The sequence below is a fragment of the Rhodopirellula europaea 6C genome, assembly GCF_000338295.1.
GTDB lineage: Bacteria > Planctomycetota > Planctomycetia > Pirellulales > Pirellulaceae > Rhodopirellula > Rhodopirellula europaea.
This window is the reverse complement of sequence record NZ_ANMO01000257.1, coordinates 82,093-101,789: the sequence shown is the minus strand read 5'-3', so window position 1 is coordinate 101,789 and position 19,697 is coordinate 82,093. Positions and strand designations below refer to the sequence as shown.

15 protein-coding genes are annotated in these 19,697 nt (G+C 56.6%); 9 read left to right on the top strand and 6 right to left on the bottom strand.

The window, feature by feature from the left end:
- Positions 1-76 precede the first annotated feature (76 nt).
- Positions 77-1,501: a class II fumarate hydratase gene (locus tag RE6C_RS27550; RefSeq protein WP_011121489.1), complete on the bottom strand. Its 1,425-nt coding sequence runs from the start codon at positions 1,499-1,501 to the stop codon at positions 77-79.
- Between the two features lie 255 nt (positions 1,502-1,756).
- Here RE6C_RS27550 and RE6C_RS27545 point away from each other — a divergent pair, with 255 nt between their 5' ends.
- A complete protein-coding gene (locus RE6C_RS27545; protein ID WP_008661974.1) occupies positions 1,757-3,649 on the top strand; it encodes a GntP family permease in 1,893 nt (630 codons plus the stop codon).
- A 282-nt stretch (positions 3,650-3,931) separates the two neighbouring features.
- On the opposite strand, the gene rny is transcribed toward RE6C_RS27545, so the two are convergent.
- Entirely contained in the window at positions 3,932-5,500 is a 1,569-nt protein-coding gene (gene rny / locus RE6C_RS27540; protein ID WP_007331426.1) for a ribonuclease Y, read from the bottom strand.
- A gap of 294 nt (positions 5,501-5,794) precedes the next feature.
- Here rny and tilS point away from each other — a divergent pair, with 294 nt between their 5' ends.
- The 3 genes from tilS (at position 5,795) to RE6C_RS27520 (ending at position 10,426) form a co-directional block, all read left to right on the top strand.
- Positions 5,795-6,976 carry a tRNA lysidine(34) synthetase TilS gene (gene tilS / locus RE6C_RS27535; RefSeq protein WP_236618569.1) on the top strand — a complete coding sequence of 394 codons (1,182 nt, stop codon included), beginning with the start codon at positions 5,795-5,797 and terminating at the stop codon, positions 6,974-6,976.
- A 310-nt stretch (positions 6,977-7,286) separates the two neighbouring features.
- Positions 7,287-8,108: an ATP-binding cassette domain-containing protein gene (locus tag RE6C_RS27525; RefSeq protein ID WP_008661967.1), complete on the top strand. Its 822-nt coding sequence runs from the start codon at positions 7,287-7,289 to the stop codon at positions 8,106-8,108.
- Positions 8,105-10,426 carry an ABC transporter permease subunit/CPBP intramembrane protease gene (locus RE6C_RS27520; protein WP_008661965.1) on the top strand — a complete coding sequence of 774 codons (2,322 nt, stop codon included), beginning with the start codon at positions 8,105-8,107 and terminating at the stop codon, positions 10,424-10,426. Before RE6C_RS27525 ends, RE6C_RS27520 begins: the two co-directional genes overlap by 4 nt.
- 13 nt (positions 10,427-10,439) lie before the next feature.
- Here RE6C_RS27520 and RE6C_RS27515 read toward each other — a convergent pair whose 3' ends face one another.
- Positions 10,440-11,876 (bottom strand): hypothetical protein, encoded by a 1,437-nt coding sequence (locus tag RE6C_RS27515; RefSeq protein ID WP_236615480.1) that lies wholly within the window; start codon positions 11,874-11,876, stop codon positions 10,440-10,442.
- A gap of 478 nt (positions 11,877-12,354) precedes the next feature.
- Positions 12,355-13,239, bottom strand: coding sequence for a glycosyltransferase family 2 protein (locus RE6C_RS27510; RefSeq protein WP_008661962.1), 885 nt, complete (start codon positions 13,237-13,239; stop codon positions 12,355-12,357).
- Positions 13,240-14,358: 1,119 nt separating this feature from the next.
- On the opposite strand from RE6C_RS27510, the gene mdh reads away from it, so the two are divergent.
- The 4 genes from mdh to hisB all read left to right on the top strand — a co-directional run bounded on the left by mdh (position 14,359) and on the right by hisB (position 17,989).
- Positions 14,359-15,306: a malate dehydrogenase gene (mdh, locus tag RE6C_RS27495; protein WP_008661957.1), complete on the top strand. Its 948-nt coding sequence runs from the start codon at positions 14,359-14,361 to the stop codon at positions 15,304-15,306.
- Positions 15,307-15,506: 200 nt separating this feature from the next.
- On the top strand, positions 15,507-16,145 hold the full coding sequence (locus tag RE6C_RS27490) for a hypothetical protein (protein WP_008661955.1): 639 nt from the start codon (positions 15,507-15,509) through the stop codon (positions 16,143-16,145).
- Between the two features lie 150 nt (positions 16,146-16,295).
- Entirely contained in the window at positions 16,296-17,384 is a 1,089-nt protein-coding gene (gene hisC, locus RE6C_RS27485) for a histidinol-phosphate transaminase (protein WP_008661951.1), read from the top strand.
- Complete coding sequence (gene hisB / locus RE6C_RS27480) at positions 17,381-17,989, top strand: imidazoleglycerol-phosphate dehydratase HisB (RefSeq protein ID WP_008661949.1); 609 nt, start codon at positions 17,381-17,383, stop codon at positions 17,987-17,989. Before hisC ends, hisB begins: the two co-directional genes overlap by 4 nt.
- Positions 17,990-18,034: 45 nt before the next feature.
- Here the strand turns inward: hisB and tsaE are convergent, their stop codons facing one another.
- On the bottom strand, positions 18,035-18,538 hold the full coding sequence (gene tsaE, locus RE6C_RS27475) for a tRNA (adenosine(37)-N6)-threonylcarbamoyltransferase complex ATPase subunit type 1 TsaE (protein ID WP_008661948.1): 504 nt from the start codon (positions 18,536-18,538) through the stop codon (positions 18,035-18,037).
- A gap of 32 nt (positions 18,539-18,570) precedes the next feature.
- Positions 18,571-18,789 carry a hypothetical protein gene (locus tag RE6C_RS27470; protein ID WP_008661947.1) on the bottom strand — a complete coding sequence of 73 codons (219 nt, stop codon included), beginning with the start codon at positions 18,787-18,789 and terminating at the stop codon, positions 18,571-18,573.
- A 379-nt stretch (positions 18,790-19,168) separates the two neighbouring features.
- On the opposite strand from RE6C_RS27470, the gene RE6C_RS27465 reads away from it, so the two are divergent.
- Complete coding sequence (locus tag RE6C_RS27465) at positions 19,169-19,603, top strand: hypothetical protein (RefSeq protein ID WP_008661946.1); 435 nt, start codon at positions 19,169-19,171, stop codon at positions 19,601-19,603.
- The last annotated feature ends 94 nt before the right edge of the window (positions 19,604-19,697 follow it).

The window sequence follows — 19,697 nt, the reverse complement described above, 5'->3', positions numbered from 1 at the left end:
CCTTGGGAGGCCATCGTACTTGGGTTGTTGGTTCTTCTCGGCGGGACCGCCGAGCTACAGGTTGGATAGATCGGAGCTACGCTTGTGGCTCGGTCATTTTCCAAGGATCCAACGCTTCGGTCAGAACGTCGTCGGCCAAGATTCCTTTTTCTTTGCACAGCTCGCGAATCGTTTGGCCGGACTTGAACGCTTCCTTGGCCAGCGCCGCGGCTTGTTCGTAGCCGATCAACGGGTTCAGGCTGGTGCACATCGAAAGACTCTGCTCCACCGAGGCTTCGCAAGCTTCTTCGTTGGGTTCCATGCCATCCAAGCAGAAATCGATGAACGCGGTCACGCCACCGGCCAGCAACTCGATGGATTCCAAAATGGTGTGAGCCATCACGGGCATCATGATGTTGAGTTGGAAGTTGCCGCCGCAGCCGCCACTGACCGTCATGCAGGTGTCGTTGCCGATCACGCGGGCGGCGACTTGCATCAACGACTCGCACATCACCGGGTTGACCTTGCCGGGCATGATCGAGCTTCCCGGCTGGCGGGTCGGCAATTTGACTTCATAGAAACCACAACGAGGCCCGCTTCCCAGCCAGCGAATATTGTTCGCCAGACCGAGCAACGTTTGAGCGACGCATTTCAGTCCACCGTGTGAGTCGACCAAACCATCGCGGTTGGCGTTGCCTTCGAAGTGATTGACCGCTTCGATGAACGCGATGCCGGTTTGCTCCGACAAACTGGCCGCGACGCGAGCACCAAATTCTGGGTGCGTGTTGATGCCGCTGCCAACCGCCGTACCACCGACTGGCAGTTCCAGCACCGCGTCTCGGGCGGCCTCGGCTCGGGCGATCGACAATTCGATTTGACGAGCAAATCCGCCGAACTCTTGCCCCAAACGCAATGGCGTCGCGTCCATCAGGTGAGTTCGTCCGATCTTGATGATCTTGTCCCAGGCCTGAGCTTTTTCCGTCAGCGATTCGTGCATGCGGCGCAAAGCGGGCAGCAAACGATTCTCGATTTCGTAAGCCGCCGCAACGTGAATCGCGGTGGGGAATGTGTCGTTGGTCGATTGCCCCATGTTGATGTGATCGTTGGGGTGGATCGACTTTTCCTCGGCCATCCGGTCACCGCCATCGATTTCGATCGCGCGGTTGGACAGCACTTCGTTGATATTCATGTTGCTGCTGGTGCCGCTGCCAGTTTGGAACACGTCCACGGGGAACTGATCCGCCAACTGTCCCTCGGCCACTTCTTTGGCGGCAGACAACATCGATTCGACTTGACCATCGCTGAGCGGGTTCTTGCCCGATCCCGTCAGCTTTCCGAGATCGCGGTTGGCGATCCCGCAAGCCAATTTGACGCGTCCCATCGCGGCGATCATCGATGGCGGAAGCTGCCAGCCGCTGACAGGAAAGTTCTCGACCGCGCGTTGAGTTTGGGCACCGTAGTAAGCGTTTTGCGGCACGCGGACTTCGCCCATCGAGTCGCGTTCGGTTCGAAAATCGGTCATAGCGATAGCTGGATCAACAAGGAGAGAAAACGGGTCGTCAAAAGCAAAAACCGTGATGCCGGTCATGGTAGCAATCCTCTGAAACGGCGCGAACGACGCCCGAAACCCAAACTCTGCGATGGTTTCTGTTACTATCTGGCGTTCGGTCGAATCGTAGGAAACGAATCGCAAGACACGGCGGCCGAAAGTTGGGCGGACAGACCGCACTGCCCCCCAAAACTCTGGTCTTCACAATCGACATTGGAAACGAATCGGATGATGCCTTGGGATAACGGGCCGGCGATGAAACGCTTGGCCGCTTGTTTGGGTTTGTTCTCGCTCGTGATTTTCTCGGGCGACCTTGACGCTGCCGAGGCCGCCGCCGAGGTTGGCTCACAAGCCACCGAATCCATTTCCATGACTCCCATTTGGATGGTTTTGGCAGGCATCGTCAGTGTTTTGGCCATGATCATTGGGCTGAAACTCAACGCCTTCCTGGCTTTGATCATCTCAGCCCTTTTCGTCAGCCTGTTGGTTGGATTCCAATCCGGAGCCGATGCGGGATCACGGATGGAAGCCGTCGTCTCGGCCTTTGGAGGTTCAGCGGGTGGCGTCGGTATCGTCATCGCCATGGCGGCGATCATCGGCAAGTGCATGCTAGACAGCGGTTCAGCCGACCGGATCGTTCGCACCGCGGTCGGTGTCACTGGTGAAAAAAAAGCCTCGCTGGGTCTGATGGTCAGCGGTTTCATTCTCGCTGTGCCGGTCTTCTTCGATACCGTTTTCTATCTTCTGGTACCGCTGGCTCGCAGCCTTCACAAACGAACGCAGGCCAACTACCTGCGATACCTGATGGCCATCGCCACCGGCGGAGCCATCACACACACCTTGGTTCCACCAACTCCCGGCCCGCTATTGGTGTCCGCGATTTTGGGTGTGGACATCGGAATGATGATGGCCGTCGGTGCAGCCGTCGCCATCCCATCGGCGATACTCGGCCTCGTGTTTTCGATCATCGTCGACAAAAAGATGCCGGTCCCGATGCGACCGCTGGGTGCCAACGAAGACAAGCACGAACCATTGGCCGAAGAACAATTGCCGTCGCTTTGGGCTTCGATGCTGCCAGTCATTCTGCCAGTCGCATTGATTGGTGCAGGCACCTTGGCCACAACGCTGGCCGACAAAGAAGATCGTGCCGCGATCACCGCAGCTGACATCGAGAGCTTCGAACTGCTCAGCGAAAAATTCACCGACGCCAGCGCCATGTCACCCGCTGGTCGGTTGGTCGGCAGCACCAAACTGACCGACGAGCAACGCGAAACGCTGAAGACACCACCGACCACACCTGAACAAGAAGCCTTGTTCGTCGCCGCGATGAACGACGCTTTGCTTGATCCCGATTTCTATGATGCCGACGCCTTTGACGATGTCGATATCCCCGAAGTCAGCAGCAAATTGATGGCTGCCAACCAACTTCGAATGAAACCGGTTGATCGCCGTCGAATGAACCGTGCTCTTTTGGATGCGGCCTACCCAGAGTTGCTCGCCGCCCATCGCTGGGACAGTTCGATGCGAAAGACCGCCAATTCACTGGGTCTATGGAGCAACCCAAACTTCGCACTGCTGTTGGCAGCGTTGTCGGCAATTCTGACCTTCAAAATCGTCCGTCAATTGTCGTGGCGAGAAGTCGGCGTTGATGTCGAGGAATCGCTGATGAGTGGCGGCGTCATTATCTTGATCACCGCCGCCGGGGGCGCCTTTGGGGCGATGCTCAGCGCGACCAACATCGCGGACACAATCCAACAATTCTTTGAAGGCCGCGAAGCTGCCGGATTGGCGATCCTGTTGCTCGCATGGTCGATCTCGGCTGTCTTGAAAGTCGCCCAAGGCAGCAGCACCGTTGCCATGATCATCGGCGCCGGAATGATGGCCGCGATCCTGGGCGGACAACAACCTCCGTTTCACTTGGTCTACGTTGCGACGGCCGTCGGCAGTGGATCGCTGATGGGAAGCTGGATGAACGACAGTGGATTCTGGGTGTTCACCAAAATGGGCGGACTGACCGAAAGCGAATCGCTTCGAAGCTGGACACCGCTGTTGGCAACACTGTCGGTCGGAGGCTTGGTCACAACGATCATCCTCAGCCAAATCATCCCCATGGCAAGCTGAAGGTAAGGTGGCCCAACGAGGCCGCCGGACACGACGAAAGACCGTACGATGGCCTTCCGAGGCCGTCGAAACGGATCGGCCGGGAGTCTTCTGGAATGAGTCGATTGGCGTCAGCCTGGACTGCGAAACATGTTTTCCGGGGGTATGATGCTAGGCAGCAACCCTCGGCTACCATCTGACCTCCCTACCGGGACGAAGAAAGTCAGAGGCCGAGCAGAAAAGGAGTGAGGAATCACTTCGACGGACTTGGAAGTCAGTCGTACGGGCCGGCAACACGAGGGCTTACTTGGCTGTGTTGGTAAAACGAGCCTCGCGGACCACGGTGACTTTGATCTCACCGGGGTAGGTCAGTTCCTTTTCGAAGGTCGATGCGATGTCGCGACAGATCGCGGCGGCTCGTTCGTCGCTGACTTGTTGGCTGCCGACCATCACTCGCAATTCACGCCCGGCCGAGATCGCGTAGGCCTGTTGCACACCATCGAATCGCTGAGCGATCGATTCCAATTCTTCCATTCGCTTGACGTAGCGTTCCAGCGATTCGCGACGGGCCCCCGGCCGGGACGCACTGCAAGCATCCGCGGTTGCGACCAACATCGTGTAGGGAAACTCCGTCACGATTTCATCGTGGTGCCCCTTGGCCGCGTGCACCACTTCATCGTTCTCTTTGCTGCGACGAAGCAAGTCGGCACCAATCTTCGGGTGCCCACCTTCGAGCTCGTGGTCCGCGGCCTTTCCAATGTCGTGAAGCAATCCACAACGACGTGCCAGATCGCCATCCAGTCCAATCATTTCGGCCATCATGCCGGCCAAGAACGCGACTTCGACGCTGTGCCGCAAAACGTTTTGGCTGTACGAGGTTCGGAAATGCAATCGTCCGAGCATCTCGATCACACGATCGTGAAGCCCTGAGACATTCACTTCGCCAGCCGCCTCTTGCCCCTTTTGCAAGATAAACGCCTGGATCTCTTTGCCGGCTTGTTCCACCGTCTCTTCAATTTTGGAAGGATGGATCCGACCGTCCGCGATCAGCTTCTCAAGCGACATGCGAGCGACCTCACGGCGGACCGGATCAAAGCCGCTGACCACGACCACACCGGGAGTGTCGTCAATGATCAGGTCCACACCGGTGGCTTTTTCAAAAGCGCGAATGTTTCGGCCTTCGCGACCGATGATGCGGCCTTTCATGTCATCCGTTGGCACCCCAACCGTGCTGGTCGTGGTGTCCGCCGTGTGCACCGAAGCGTATCGCTGCATCGCGGTCAGCAACATTTCGCGAGCTTGAGCGTCGACACGTCGGCCCAACTCTCGTTGGTGCTTGAGCACCGTCGAACCGATCTCGTGCTCCAGATCTTGACGCAACGATTGCATCAACTTCTCGGCGGCTTCCTCCTGAGTCATTCCGCTGACCTTCTCGAGTGACCGCTGACTTTCCTGGACCAATCGATCCAGCTCGGCACGTTGCTCGGTCAGATTCCGCATTTGCGCGGCCAGTCGCGTTTGGCTGCTTTCTAAACCGCGTTGAGCTTTGCGCAGCGACTCTTGTCCCGACGCGAGTTGGTCTTCACGAGCGTCGAGTTTGCGATCACGGATTTGTTCTGTTTCGCGCATGGCCGCCACTTCACGATCCGCTTCAGCCTTGATAGCCAATGCTTTTTCGCGAGCGTCGACGATGATTTGATTGCCTCTTGTTTCAGCTTCGCGCCGAGCGGATTCGAGAACCGCTTCGGCTTCGGCATCAAGCCGTTCTCGGCGTTTGACGGCCTGACGCTGGATGAAGGCCAGAACAGCGGCAATACCGAGGAAAAAGAAGAATAGGCAATAGAGGATTGTGGAGGCGAGTTGCGGATTCATTAGATTCTCGAAGCCGCTTGTTCATCCCAGGCGTGCACCAGTGGTCGAGCGGGTGCAGGACGCCTTGCATCACACATAATCGCAGCGAAACTGGGTTGGCAAAAGGGACGCCAACCGTCGCTAAGCGAGTGAACAGCAGATAAATTATCAGCCACATGAGCAAAACGTCCAATGCGAAGCACGGGATTGAAAGCGGTGGTGTTAAGACGGAATCGCGAGTGTAACCGACCCAACTGACGCAGGAAACGGACACGAGCCCCCTTCGACGCTTCCAACCACCAAATGATCGGCGACGTGCTTCCAACCACCCCCAACGAATCGCCCAACTGGCACCGCCTGCGTCATGCGATTCGGTCGACGTGGCCAAACCGGCACGGCCGATCGTCGGACATCGCCACATTGGTCGGATGCAGCGGTGGTGCCGATAGCGTCGCATTGATTCGCCTGCTGGCGGAACTCTGGGCGGAGGAGTCCAACGCATTGGCCCCGGCAAACGAAGCCGCGGCAAAACCCGTTGCGCCGCTCGTCGTGGCACACTGCAATCACGGGCTCCGCGGTGAAGAATCAAATGCCGACGAAGCTTTTGTTCGTCAGCTCTGCGAACAATTGCAACTGCCTCTCGTCGTTCATCACGTTGCTCAGCCGAGCGAGTCTGCCACAACCGGTCCGCCGAGCGATGAACGAACGCTTCGGGGGATCCGCCGAGATTTCTTCGAACGAACCGCCAAGCAACACGGGTGCCGATACGTGGCCGTGGCTCATTCGGCCGACGATCAAGCCGAGACGATGCTGCACCATTTCATTCGCGGAACCGGCCCGCTCGGATTGGCGGGAATCGCGGAGGTTTCCGAACTGAATACCGACATCGTTCTTCGCAGGCCTCTCCTGCAAGTTCGCCGCGGCACCCTGCGAGCCGGCCTTCGCGAAATTGGTCAAACGTGGCGGGAGGACGCCAGCAACCAGCACACCGTCTACACCCGCAACTGGATCCGCCACGACGTTCTGCCGTTGATCGAAAGCCGATACCCAAACGCGGTCGAGGCAATTCATCGTGCCGGGACGCTGCAACACGAGTTGAACGAAATGATGAGGCGACTGGCCGAGCGGTGGTTGGAAGCGTTCACGGATTTCAGCGACGACCGCTGGATCATTCGCACTCAACGATTGTCGCAATCAACCAATCCTGAAAGAGGAACGGTTGATACAGACACCACTTGCGACTGGATGTTCGAACGACCGGTCATCGTCGCGGCCAGCCAACTGGCATGGGACCGCCTCGGTTGGTCTCGCGGTTCCATGACGATGCAGCACTGGCAACGTCTCTCCGGTTTGATCAACGATCGATCGAGTTGGCACACTTCGAGCGGAGCCACCCCGGCCGACAAAGCTGACGACGGGATCGACCATGGCGGCCACTTCCCCGGAGGCATCTGTGTCTCCATCGAGACCGAGCAACTGGTACTGCGAAGCGAATAAGGCACGATTGAAATTCGGGCCGGATACTTTTTGTCGAAGCGGCCACGCGGTGTTCTGCACCAAAGGCAACTGCGAATCGCTTTGCATTCTTTGCCAAATCGCCAGCCAACGGTCCACCGACACAACCGGATTGACCGGACCAGCCCCAACAAACCGCTCATCGCGTCATCGGTTTGACTTCTGCAGCACGCATTCGCACCCTGGAACGTCGCCTCGCGCCAAGCTGAGAGTTACGGTTCCCAAAGGAACCCGCATGAACCGTGCGCGGACCTCCGATTGATCGTTTGCAACCGCGACTGGCTGATACCTCATGATTCATGTCCAACACCTGACGAAGGCCTACGAAGATCTTCGCCGGGGACGTTTCTTGGCCGTTGACCACATTTCGTTTTGTGTCCAACCCGGAGAAATCTTTGGACTGCTTGGCCCAAACGGTGCTGGCAAGACAACCGTGTTGAGAATTTTGTCGACCGTGCTGCGTCCCAGTTCGGGCATCGCAACGATCGATGGCTACGACGTCTCGCACGAACCAGCCGAAGTTCGCCGCCGCATTGGATTTGTCAGCAACAACACGGCGATCTACGACCGAATGACCGCATGGGAAATGGTGGGTTACTTCGGTCGTCTTCATGGCATGCAACGAGACGAACTGAATGATCGCCTTGAAAAGCTATTCAGCCAGCTTCGCATGAATGAATTTCGCGACGTGCCGGGCAGCAAAATGTCCACTGGCATGCAGCAAAAAGTTTCCATCGCGAGAGCCTTGGTGCATGACCCACCGGTGTTGATCTTTGACGAAGCAACTCTTGGTCTGGACGTGCTGGTCGCCCGCAACTTGCTCGAAGTGATTCGCGAATTGCGAGAAGCTGGAAAGTGCCTGATCTTCTCCACTCACATCATGAGCGAAGTTGAAAGGTTGTGCGATCGAATCGCGATCATGCACCGCGGGCGGATTTTGGACTCGGGCACCCTGGACGAACTGGTGGACCGCCACGAAGAACAAAACTTCGAAGAGCTGTTCTTCTCACTGCTCAGCGAGCACGAAACCGCAGAATCCAACGAACAAAATTTAATGTCGGGCAACTACCAAACCACAACTGAAACGCTCGCCACCACGGAGGTTGTTCGATGAGCGAATCATCCAAACAAAAACGAGAACGAGCCGCACGAGTCAACCGACCACGACTCGAAACCATCGGACTGATCTACGCGCGTGAGATGCGAGATCAACTGCGGGACCGTCGAACACTATTCACGATCATCGTCCTTCCAATCTTGCTGTATCCCATCGTTGGGATGCTGCTTCTTCAGATCGCTCAGTTCACTCAACAGCATCCGATCTCGGTGTGTGTGATCGGGATGGAACATGTTCAGTCGGCCGCGACTGGAGACATCCCTCCACTGCTCGTTGAGAAGGAGGCTGAAGAGGAATCAGATGCACCAGTAAAGGCATTGCCGCAGTATCGATTCGCCGATGCGGTTTCCGAGGATGTTCGCAATGTAAACGTGACGACCTATCGCACCAGCGAACTCGAACGCACCGGCGACCTCAGCAAACGAAGCGAAACCTGGGTTCGCGACGGCATCTATGACTGTGTGATCTGCTTTGAGACGCCACTGTCGGGCGCCAATCCGGTGCATCCAAATGAACAGGGCACGATCGGACTCTTCTACAACGTTGCGTCCGATCAATCCTTGGTTGCCCGAGAACGCATGGCATCGATTTTGAATCGCTGGCGAGGAACCTGGGTTCGCAATCGATTGTCATCCGCTGGGATGGAGCTTTCGGTATTGGACCCATTTCAAGTTCGTGACGTCGACATCGCACCGGAACGAACTCGCGAAGCCGCTTTCTGGAGCAAACTGCTTCCGTTCATCATGCTGATTTGGGCGATGACCGGCGCGTTCTATCCGGCGATCGACTTGGTCGCGGGCGAGAAAGAACGCGGCACCTTGGAAACACTGCTCTGCAGCCCCACCCTGCGAAGCGAAATCGTTTGGGGAAAGCTGGGCGCTGTCATGTCGTTCAGCATGATGACTGCAATCTTGAATGCTTGCTCGATGCTGGTCACCAGCACGTTCGTCTTCAATCAAATCGCGATCGGCCCCGCCGGTGGATCGATGGGAACGCCGCCGTTGATTCCGATGCTGTGGCTCTTCGTCGCTCTCATTCCTTTGTCTGCATTGTTCAGTGCGTTGGCTCTCGCGGTCGCCGCGATGGCTCGCAGCAGCAAGGAAGGGCAGTACTATCTGATGCCTTTGATGATGCTCACCCTGCCGCTTGTGCTGCTACCCATGTTGCCGGGAACCACGCTGAGTCTTGGCACCAGCTTGATCCCAGTCACCGGCATGTTCTTGTTGGTTCGAACATTGGTCGAAGGACACATGTTCGAAGCGTTGACCTACGTTCCAACGGTTGCGTTGGTCACGGGCATCTGTTTGTGGATGGCGGTCCAATGGGCTCGACGCCAATTCGAATCCGAGTCGGTCTTGTTCGGCGATGGCGACCAATGGGAACTCGGTGCGTGGTTCCGACACCTTTGGCGTGACCGTCAACTGGCGGCCACACCCACCGTCGCGTTTGGATGTGGTGCCGTCGTCCTGGTTGGTTTGTTCTTTGGCAAACTGGCCGTGACCGAGATGCCCACCACGCTGGCCGGAATCGCAACGTTGGTCTTGATCCCACAACTTGGATTGATCTTGGCTCCGACCTTGCTGATGTCGATCATGCTGACTACGTCACTTCGCACCAGCTTACGGCTCAGCCTTCCTAGCTGGCAAACTTGGCCAGTCATCGGCGTGCTTTGCGTCATGCTGCACCCGCTTTACATCCAGCTGGCCGGATGGATCAGCACGATGTATCCGCTCAGCGATCAAGCCGCCGAAGCAATGCTGCCGTTCACGCAACAAATTGCATCGGCCCCTTGGACGTCGGTGATTCTGCTGATGGCGTTCGTCCCGGCGATTTGCGAAGAGATCACTTTCCGCGGATTCATCTTTGGCGGACTCGTTCGTGGCGGGCATCCATTGCGTGCAGTGCTGGTCACCGCGCTCATGTTTGGTATCTCGCACGGTGTGCTTCAACAATCGATCTCGGCCACCTTCATGGGTTTGCTTCTCGGTTGGATTGCTCTTCGAACCGGAAGCGTCTTGCCAGGCATTGCGATTCACTTTTGCAACAACGCACTGTCGGTGTCATTGCAACGCGTCGCGGAATTGGACCTGCCGATTCTGAACGAACTGATCCTGAGCACCGCCAACGGACCGGCCTACCATCCTTACTGGACCGCATGTTGCTTCATCGTGTCTGCGGCTTGCCTGGGTGGGATCTACCGGATCACGCAAAACGTGGACTCGATCAACAGCAACGATGCATTGGCTGACCGAGTGATCCTCGGCAGCAATGCAACGGACCCATCGTTGAAGCGATTGTCACCGGCAACGCAATGACCGGCGTCATTGCTCACCAATACGCACGCTGCGGAGGCGTGCCGTTTGGCGCGGGAGCGGATTGAAAACCGCTGATACGACCTGAGATCCGAGGCGGATCCTCATTCACCGGATGTCCCGACTCGCCGAAACGAGGCACACCCGGGATGCCGCCAACGGTATCGTTCAACGTCAGCGGACCACGAGGCGGCTGTAACAACCAAAGCATCTCCAGCGTTTGCCCGGACACCGGAACCGACACGCTGTGAGGAGCCGCAAAGAGACGCATCAACTGTGTCGCCGCGATCTGCTGTGGACCGGTCACCACAATCGGCTGGCCGCCGGCGCACAACATCGTTCCCGGCGGCATCTTTTCGAACCCGCGTTGCCCGTTGCACAAGCCTTCCATCGCGAGCTTGCCGTCGTACAAATCAAAGTCGATGGCAATCAAGTCAAACTGAAAATCTTCCGGAACCGCGGTGGTCAATTGGCATCCCAAATCCTCTGCCAATCGCGGTAGCAACGAAGCGGAGATATAACCGCCAGCAACTTGAATCACACCATCCACATCGACCATGCCACCGGGCACGATTTGGCAACGATTCAATTGCAAGGATGCTTGGCCGGCCAAACGATGAGGCAAGAATTCCGTCATCCGCGCCAGGTCGATGTTTTCGATCCGGGCACTGCTGAGATCCAACATCCACTCCAAACCAGCGTTCCCGCCACGATCTCGGCTCGGCACCTGAGTAAGCTTTGCCGCTCCGTGGAACGTCGCGTCACCGCCCAGCTTTTCAAACGCGGTGTGATAGCCGGCCAACCACGCGAGCGGAGCGTTGAGCTCGCCGGTTCGCAACGAAACCGTCGTTCGAGGCAAGCCTTCGTCGCGACGCCGCGTGATTTCAATTTCCATCGGTTCGATGTCGGGACGCTCGCCCGCCAACATGCAACTCAGCATTGCGGTGACTTGTTTCTCGTCCGGCAGAATCGTTCCATCCAAATCGCGAATGGTGATCTGCGAATGAGCCGATTGAATGGTCAGGTCGTCGGCCGCCAAACGGATCGGATTCAACGTGTGTTCCGGTCGGCACAAGAACCGGTCATGAACCAAATCCCAAACGTCATTGAGAAACTCTGCTCGAATCTCCGGCTGGCTCAATCGCACGACGGTTCGATTGTCTTCTTGAACCCATGAAACAATTCGCACCCGACCGATCGATTGCTTCGTCTCGTTGTCTCGCAGTTGGACATCACCAAGCTGCCAAGTCGTCGGGTTGATGCGTTCCAAAGAACCGATGCGAACATCCAATCCGGTCTGCAATGCCAGAGCCGCTTCGGTCGCGAGAACACAACGACGGTGATACCACGGCGACCACATCACCAGGATGATGAGCAAAGTCACACAGGTCGGACCCGCGCAGCAGGCAACGAACAAACCTCGAGCCACGGCTCGCATCGTCCGTTCGTGCATTCGGCGAATCCTTCGCACTGCATGTGTTGGGTCAACGAAAACGTTTACTCAACGAGGCATTGCGTACCTTGCCAACCATGGTTGGTGTCCGCTGTAGACAATCTTGCGATTGGCTTTTGAGACCTCGTCGAGTCTCCGTTTCACGATTGCGACCATACTCAACTCATCCCGCAAAAGAACAGATCGAAACAGGCTTGAAATCATCAGCTCAATGAACGATTTCGGTGGGTTCAACCACCGTGAAACTCGTCATCGGCGGCTGAATCAACGTGAAACCAAACATCGTGAAACTTGATAGCTCATTCCGGCCCGCCCGTTCAGCCATCAAATATCAAACAAACTGCGGGAAACCCCTCGCCGTCCGGGTGACACAACCTCAGCAAAGTGACACCGACTCAGCATCCGCGTGCAAACCCACAACGATTCACAAACAGCCAGCGAGTCACGATCAGACACTGCGCCTCTTCAAAGATGAAGCTCAACGGCGAAGCAATCCGTAACGGAAGATGCACCCGAGGGCGGCGACACCATCACGCCACCCAATCTTTTTGCCTTCGTCGTACCAACGATGGTGGTAGCGAATCGGCCGTTCCGTGAAACGCAAATTTTTGCGAGCCCAACGCGCAGTCAGTTCGATCTCGATTCCGAACCGGTTCTCTTTCAGCTTCGGCAAAATGTCCAAGAAATCTTCGCGGCGAGCCATCTTGTAACACGTCTCCACGTCACTCAGTCGTGGACCAATCGCAACGCTGGCCAACCAAGACAGAAAGCCGTTGACGGCTTGGTGCCACCACGGCGAAACCTGACGATCGCAATGGCCATATCGAGTACCGTAAACCACGTCGGCTTCACCCGCCAAAAGCGGTTGCAACATCACGCGAAAGTCACCTGGGTCGTACTCGCTATCGGCATCTTGAATGACAATAACGTCGCCCTGTGCGACTTCGATGGCGGTGCGTATCGCCGCACCCTTGCCGCGATTTTCGGGATGGCGAAGCAACGAGACCTGATGTTCATCCTGAAACTGCTTAAGGGCTTCCCCTGATCCATCGTTCGATCCGTCATCGACCACGATGATCTGCATCGGCAGACCGGTGTTGCGCAGCGAGTTGAGCACCGACTGGACGGTCGAACATTCGTTGTAGACCGGCACGATCACTGACAAACAAAACGCTTCTGGCAGTGGATAGATTGACAGCGCACGACAAGCATCCGGACCAAGCGTCTGCCGCATTCGCGAAACGTACTCGTCGCTGAACCAGTAACCCGGATCAATGGCTGAATCGACACCCGATGATGCGGGATCCGAATGCGTTTGAGATTCGTCCGACACAACATCGGAAGACGCGTTCAATTCGTTCACGTTGCGTACACCGGGTGTTGCGGCAATGACGAGACATCGTCGTGCTGATCCGTGGAACAACCTGTCCGCAACCAAGAAAGGGAAACCTGTTAACGCACATCATACGACACTTCGCATCGTCGATGTTGCGACGTCGCAATCACGAATGGCGTTGAGTTGCTTTCGAAGTTGGTTGACAAAAAAAACTTCACTCGAACGAGTCGCAATTTCCAATGTCAAATCAATCGACCGGTCAACGCGAATGATTTTTTGATGACTTTGTTGTTGACATTGATGGTTCACCACGCCAAATTTTCGCTCGCTTGACCCACACATCTTCGATCCCCTCACCACGCTTGTGAGGCGGTTGCATTGGACGTTCTGTTCAACCGATTGTGGTCGATGATTTGTCTCTTCTCACGGAGTGTGTTCGATGCGGTTTGCCAGAGTTCCTCTACAGTCTGCCAAGCACCGATCGCCCCACACTTTCTTCGACGTTTCCCCTTGGCAAGCGGGGCCGCCGTCCGACGTCATTTGATTGACTCGGCTATTTTCCATTGACTGAATGATGGCGAAGGGCCTCGCCATTTTTTTGTTCGTCACAACGATTGTGAACGATTCATGGGAGACGGTTTGGACTCCACGTCTTAGCTTCATTGCTTTGATTGACACGGACGTCACTCCCTTCATTCATGTTGCCCAACGGTGCTTCTTGATTTCTCTCACGCAATCAAGGTGCATTGATGAACTTGAATTCCGGTCGCCAACAAGGACTGTTCGCGTCGGGTAACAATTTGAATTGGTAACAGAGCGAAGCCAGTCTTGCATGAAGCAAGACTGGCTTCGTTTTTTTCTTCCCGCGACTTTTCGCGGTCGCGACATACTCTCTCGTCGCTCCCGGGCACAACCGTCCCTCTTTGGTATTCGAATCCTCGGGGACCCCACCGCTGGGACAAGCCACAACCGATCTCAGCCACCGACCGTTCGCGAACACTGCAACGTTCCCCGCGGCGCCAAATCACCCGCTTGAGTGGTCACAATCGTCGCACCAGCGCCCTCTTGACGCTCCGTCGATGGATGCCACCATAAGCGGACAATTCACCCGCCCGTCCCTGCTCTCCTTTACCCCCAAGAGTCCCCATGCGTCGCGCTAAAATCACCATTGTCGGAGCCGGAAATGTTGGTGCCACCTGTGCTCACTGGTGCGCGGCCGGAGAACTCGGCGATGTCGTCCTGCTGGACATTCCCCGAACCGAAGACATGCCTCGCGGCAAGGCTCTGGACCTGATGCAAGCCTCGCCGATCATGGGGTTTGATTCGAACATTGTCGGCACCACCGACTACGCCGACACAGCCGACAGCGATGTGATCGTCGTTACCGCTGGCTTGCCACGCAAACCTGGCATGAGCCGCGATGATTTGCTGGCCACCAACGCGAAAATCGTGACCAGCGTTGCCGAAGAAATCAAAGCCACCAGCCCTAACGCAGTGATCATCGTTGTCAGCAACCCGCTCGACGCGATGGTTCAGCAGATGTTCAAAGTCACCGGCTTCGAACCTGCCAAAGTCATCGGCCAAGCCGGCGTTTTGGACACCGCTCGCTACCGCACGTTCTTGGCAATGGAATTGGGCGTCAGCGTCGAAGACATCAGCGCGTTGTTGATGGGTGGCCACGGCGACACGATGGTTCCGATCCCAAGCTGCACCAGCGTCGGCGGCATCCCCGTCACACAACTGATCTCCAAAGAACGCTTGGACGAAATCGTTGACCGGACTCGCAAGGGCGGAGCCGAGATCGTTTCGTTGCTGAAGACCGGCAGCGCTTACTACGCTCCCGCCGCAGCCTGTGCCCAAATGGTCGAAGCGATCGTCAAAGACAAAAAGCGAGTCATTCCTGTCGCCGCATACTGCGAATCCGAATACGGCGTGGGCGGTTACTACGTCGGCGTCCCAGTCGTCCTTGGCAGCGGTGGTGTGGAACGCATCATCGAATTGTCGCTGACCGACGAAGAAACCAAGGCCTTCCAAAACAGTGTCGACGCGGTCAAATCGCTCGTTTCGACGATGGATGGGTTGCTCGCGGAGTGAATCCGCCAACCTGAATGCAACTGCAGCGTTCAGGCGGGTCGCACCAAATGGGCAGATTTGACGATCATCAACGGAGCAATCCGCCAGTTTTGACTGGCGGACTGCCTTCTCTCCTTCCGCTGATCGGTTAACCTATGATTGGCCCGCACCCGTGGAGGGAGCGGGCTCCATTACGCTCAAATCTTCTCGGAGTTTTCCCGATGAAACGCAGTTGTTTCCACCTTCTGTTGGCCGCCGCGTTGGCAGTGGTTTCCGTTTCGGCCCACGCCCAAGACGAGGAACTTCCCAAGGCATCTCCCGCCAAAGCCGAACCAACCAAAGCAGCTCCGGTAAAGGACGCTGGCTCGTCGTCCAAGGCACGGCCGCTCAGCGTAACGGTTGGATTGGTCAACGATTCAAAAATCGAAGGCACGCTGACCGACACGACCCAGCTGCAAATGCAGACCTCGTTCGGCACCGCCAGCATTCCACTCTCCGAAGTTGCCGGCATCCGTTTCGCATCCGCCAACGATGCAACGACCACTGTCGTGATGCTCAATGGCGATTCGATCACCGGAGCAACGGACGTCAAACTCATCACGGTCGAAACCGAATGGGGCACCGCGTCGATCAATGGCCCCAGCATCGCGTCGCTGATGTTTGTTCCTGGTCTCAGCTGGAATCCCTCCGACGGCCTGAACGGAAAACGTTGGAATCTCAGCGACATCCAGAAGAAGGACGCTCTTCCGCCTCCATCAACGAATCCGCCGAACACCCCGAGCACTCGTCCATCTGGCGCACAGCGTCCCGCGGCTGTCAGCTCACCATCGTTCAATCAACCGTTCTTTCCGAATCGGTGAACCTCGATGACCCGTTCGCGGTCAATCAAACTCCACCACGCCCAACCCAACATCCCATTTCGGCTTCGCCCGGAATGGGATGTTGTCGTGAAATGACTACAATGACCGCATATCGTCGGCCCTTCTGACATTCTTCTTCGAGTTGATTCGTTGCAATACCGTCCCGCGCTTTCCAAGATGAAACCGTACGTTCCGGGGGAACAACCTCCGCCGGGCAAATTCATCAAGCTCAACACGAACGAGAATCCCTACCCGCCTCCGGCCCCGGTCGTTTCTGCGATCCAATCCGCTGCGACCGGCCCCCTGAATCGCTATCCCGACCCGATGGCGACTTCCTTCCGAAGAGCCGCCGCCGACGCCCTGGGTTTGCCCGGACCAGAATGGGTGCTGGCAGGAAACGGCAGCGACGAAATCCTGACGCTGCTCGTTCGCGGCTTTGTGGGCGAGGGCGAATCGCTGCGTCTGCCTTACCCAAGCTACATCCTGTACCGCACGCTCGCCGACATCCAAGGTGCCAACTGGGAACAAGTCCCGTTCAACGAACCTTGGGAACTGCCACAATCGTTTGGCGAAAATCGCGATGACCTGAAACTGGTGCTGCTGCCCAATCCGAACAGCCCCAGCGGAACGATCGTTTCCAAAACTCAGATTGCTGAACTTTCCAATTCGCTGAACTGCCCGTTAGTCGTCGATGAAGCCTACGCGGACTTCGCCGAAGAAAACTGTCTCGACCTGGTTCAATCCGACGAAAACATCTTCGTCACCCGAACGCTCAGCAAGTCATACGGGTTGGCTGGCATTCGCTTTGGCTTCTTGGTCGCACAACCGCACGTGATCGCCGAACTGACGAAAATCAAGGACAGCTACAACTGCGACGCGATTTCGATTGCCGCCGCAACCGCCGCGATGGGCTGCCAGGATTGGCTGGCCGATGTCGTCGCCAAGATGAACGTCACCCGCGAACGAATGACCGATCGCTTGCGAGCACTTGGGTTCGACGTGACACCGTCGCACGCCAATTTCGTGTGGTGCCGTCACCCCGAAGGAAAACACGCGGAAATTCACCAGTACCTCAAACAAAGTCAGATCCTGATCCGATACATGGACTTCCCGGATTGGGGCGACGGATTGCGGATCAGTGTTGGCACGGACGACCAAATCGATGCGTGCCTGCTAATGATCGAACGCGCGATGCAGTCTCTCAACTTTTCCCTTCCCGCCCGAGCGGACTCAACATGACCTCTTCCAATTCCAACTCGTCGCGCGAAGTCAGCCTCGAACGCAAAACCGGCGAGACGGACATCAAGCTGGCGGTCAACCTGGATGGCAGTGGCGCAGGGAAACGCAACTCGGGAATTGGATTCCTCGACCACATGCTGGACCTGCTGGCAAAGCACGCGTTGATTGACCTGACCGTGGAAGCTAAAGGCGACTTGCATGTCGATGATCACCACACCGCCGAAGACATCGGCATCGCTTTGGGCACCGCTGTCGATCAAGCCCTCGGTGATCGCGCAGGTGTTCGTCGTTACGGTCACTTCACGCTGCCAATGGATGAGTGCTTGGTCACGTCGGCCGTCGACATGGGCGGACGCTATGCGTTTGAATACAACGCTCCCATCGCGGCGTCCAAGATCGGAACGTTCGACAGCGAACTGGTCGAACACTTTTGGCAATCGTTCGCCGTCAATGCGAAGTGCAACCTGCACGTTCTATTGCATCACGGCAGCAACGCGCACCACATCAGCGAATGTGTTTTCAAAGCCACCGCGAGAGCGATCCGCATGGCCGTTGAAAGCGACCCTCGCAGCGATGCGATCCCAAGCACCAAAGGCGTGCTGTAGGGCATCGCGGTGAGTAGCACGGAAGCAACGTTCTCACTGCGTTGCTTACGAAGTTGCATGAAGACGTTTCAGAACACGCTCGACCCATTTCCAACGATCTGGGTCAGCGCAACGGAATTGAATTTCGCGAGTCCCGGACTCTGGTGAGTCAGCAACGATTTCGATTTGCATCCAAATCGCTTCGGGCGGCATCGCATCAGCAAACCGGTCCGCCCATTCGATGACCGTCCATGAACCGGGTTCTTGGTAACACTCTTCCAATCCCAGTTCCCACCATTCGTCTTCATCACCAACACGATACGCATCCACATGATGAAGCGTGTGCTGTTCCGCGTGGTAGGTTCGCAGCAAGGTGAAGGTGGGACTGGTCACTTCTGACGAGTTCAGCCCCATGGCTCTGGCAAGCTCTTGCGTCCATCGCGTTTTGCCCGCACCGAGCGTTCCGGTAACAGCGAAGCAGACCGGGAACGCAAACGGCTCACGAACAAAAGCGTCCGCGAGCCGAGCGAGTGTTTTCAAATCAACTTGGTCGAGTGTGACCAAATTCATTCCTCTGGTTTCAATTCCAGTGAATCAGAAACTCAGGGAGTTTCCGCTTCGGGAGCTTCTACTTCGGGAGTTTCTGCGGTGCCAGTCACGTTGTCCGAAGGCATTTCAGCGGCGCCGGTAGCGTTGTCGGTGACAACTGGAGCGGTGTCGGTATCGACATCAACATCAGCCGGTGGAGCTGGCGGTGGGCAACCGACGGTCGTGGCCAGCAATGCAAGTGCGAATACGCAACGAAGAGTTTGTTGAATCATGGTGACTCGGGAAGGAAGAAGGTGGGACAACTTGATATCGATTCGGCAACCCGAATTCGGTTTCCAACCTCTAGATTAGCAAAACGTTCACAAAATGCACCCTGTCGTTGCAAGATTCCATCGCAAGTGACGATTCGTGGCGACTAGTCGACCCTTGCAACCCGCCTAAACCTAATTTCCTACCCAAAAATCATCGATGGATGCAGCTGTCACGACTGCTTTCACAGTGCAATCCCCCGTGTCCGTTCGGTCAATCAAAATCGGCTCCAGCCACGCGGCGGCCTTCCGAACTAGCGGGATTTGCCCGATCCCCAATCAGACGGCATCAACCGCAGGACGATACCACCACCGAAATCAGTCCATTCGCCGGGGTTTATCTATGAAATCGACCGTCCCATATCTGTTTGCTTTGTTGATCAGTGCAACCTTGGCCCCAGCTGCTTCGGCACAGGGATTGGACGATCTCTTTTCGGCATCGCCACAGCGAGACACACCGCAACGGAATGCTGAGCGGCTAGCATTGCCGCCGATGACGCCTGCCGTTGCGGATGCAGGATCCGATCCGGTGAACAGCCCATCGGATCGCAAACTCGTTCACGCACCTGGTTCGACTGCGGAGGAAATGCCGTCGATGGCGATGCAACTGCGTCAAGCCCGAGCTTTGGAAGCATCGCGTCAACGCCAAGCTCGATTGGAAGCTTCCTACTGGGCAAGCAACCCGAACTTGCGTCCAGCTTGGGACAGCAACTTTGGACAATACCAACATCGCAACCGCATTATCTACTACGTCCCTGCGTACGTTCATAATCGATGATTGCGAGGAAGGACGAGTTATGGGGCTTCGCGGGCGTCGAATGAATACCCGCCGTAGCGAATGGTCTCAACGAGAGGTGGACGGGCGATTAACA

What these genes read in the sequence shown, in the direction of transcription:
- rny (WP_007331426.1), bottom strand. Translation starts at nt 5,500, where the DNA reads ATGAATCCGCAACTCGCCTCCACAATCCTCTATTGCCTATTCTTCTTT.
- tsaE (WP_008661948.1), bottom strand. Translation starts at nt 18,538, where the DNA reads ATGAATTTGGTCACACTCGACCAAGTTGATTTGAAAACACTCGCTCGG.
- RE6C_RS27520 (WP_008661965.1), top strand. Translation starts at nt 8,105, where the DNA reads ATGAGCGAATCATCCAAACAAAAACGAGAACGAGCCGCACGAGTCAAC.
- mdh (WP_008661957.1), top strand. Translation starts at nt 14,359, where the DNA reads ATGCGTCGCGCTAAAATCACCATTGTCGGAGCCGGAAATGTTGGTGCC.
- hisB (WP_008661949.1), top strand. Translation starts at nt 17,381, where the DNA reads ATGACCTCTTCCAATTCCAACTCGTCGCGCGAAGTCAGCCTCGAACGC.
- RE6C_RS27515 (WP_236615480.1), bottom strand. Translation starts at nt 11,876, where the DNA reads ATGCACGAACGGACGATGCGAGCCGTGGCTCGAGGTTTGTTCGTTGCC.
- RE6C_RS27490 (WP_008661955.1), top strand. Translation starts at nt 15,507, where the DNA reads ATGAAACGCAGTTGTTTCCACCTTCTGTTGGCCGCCGCGTTGGCAGTG.
- RE6C_RS27525 (WP_008661967.1), top strand. Translation starts at nt 7,287, where the DNA reads ATGATTCATGTCCAACACCTGACGAAGGCCTACGAAGATCTTCGCCGG.
- RE6C_RS27545 (WP_008661974.1), top strand. Translation starts at nt 1,757, where the DNA reads ATGATGCCTTGGGATAACGGGCCGGCGATGAAACGCTTGGCCGCTTGT.
- RE6C_RS27470 (WP_008661947.1), bottom strand. Translation starts at nt 18,789, where the DNA reads ATGATTCAACAAACTCTTCGTTGCGTATTCGCACTTGCATTGCTGGCC.
- RE6C_RS27465 (WP_008661946.1), top strand. Translation starts at nt 19,169, where the DNA reads ATGAAATCGACCGTCCCATATCTGTTTGCTTTGTTGATCAGTGCAACC.
- RE6C_RS27550 (WP_011121489.1), bottom strand. Translation starts at nt 1,501, where the DNA reads ATGACCGATTTTCGAACCGAACGCGACTCGATGGGCGAAGTCCGCGTG.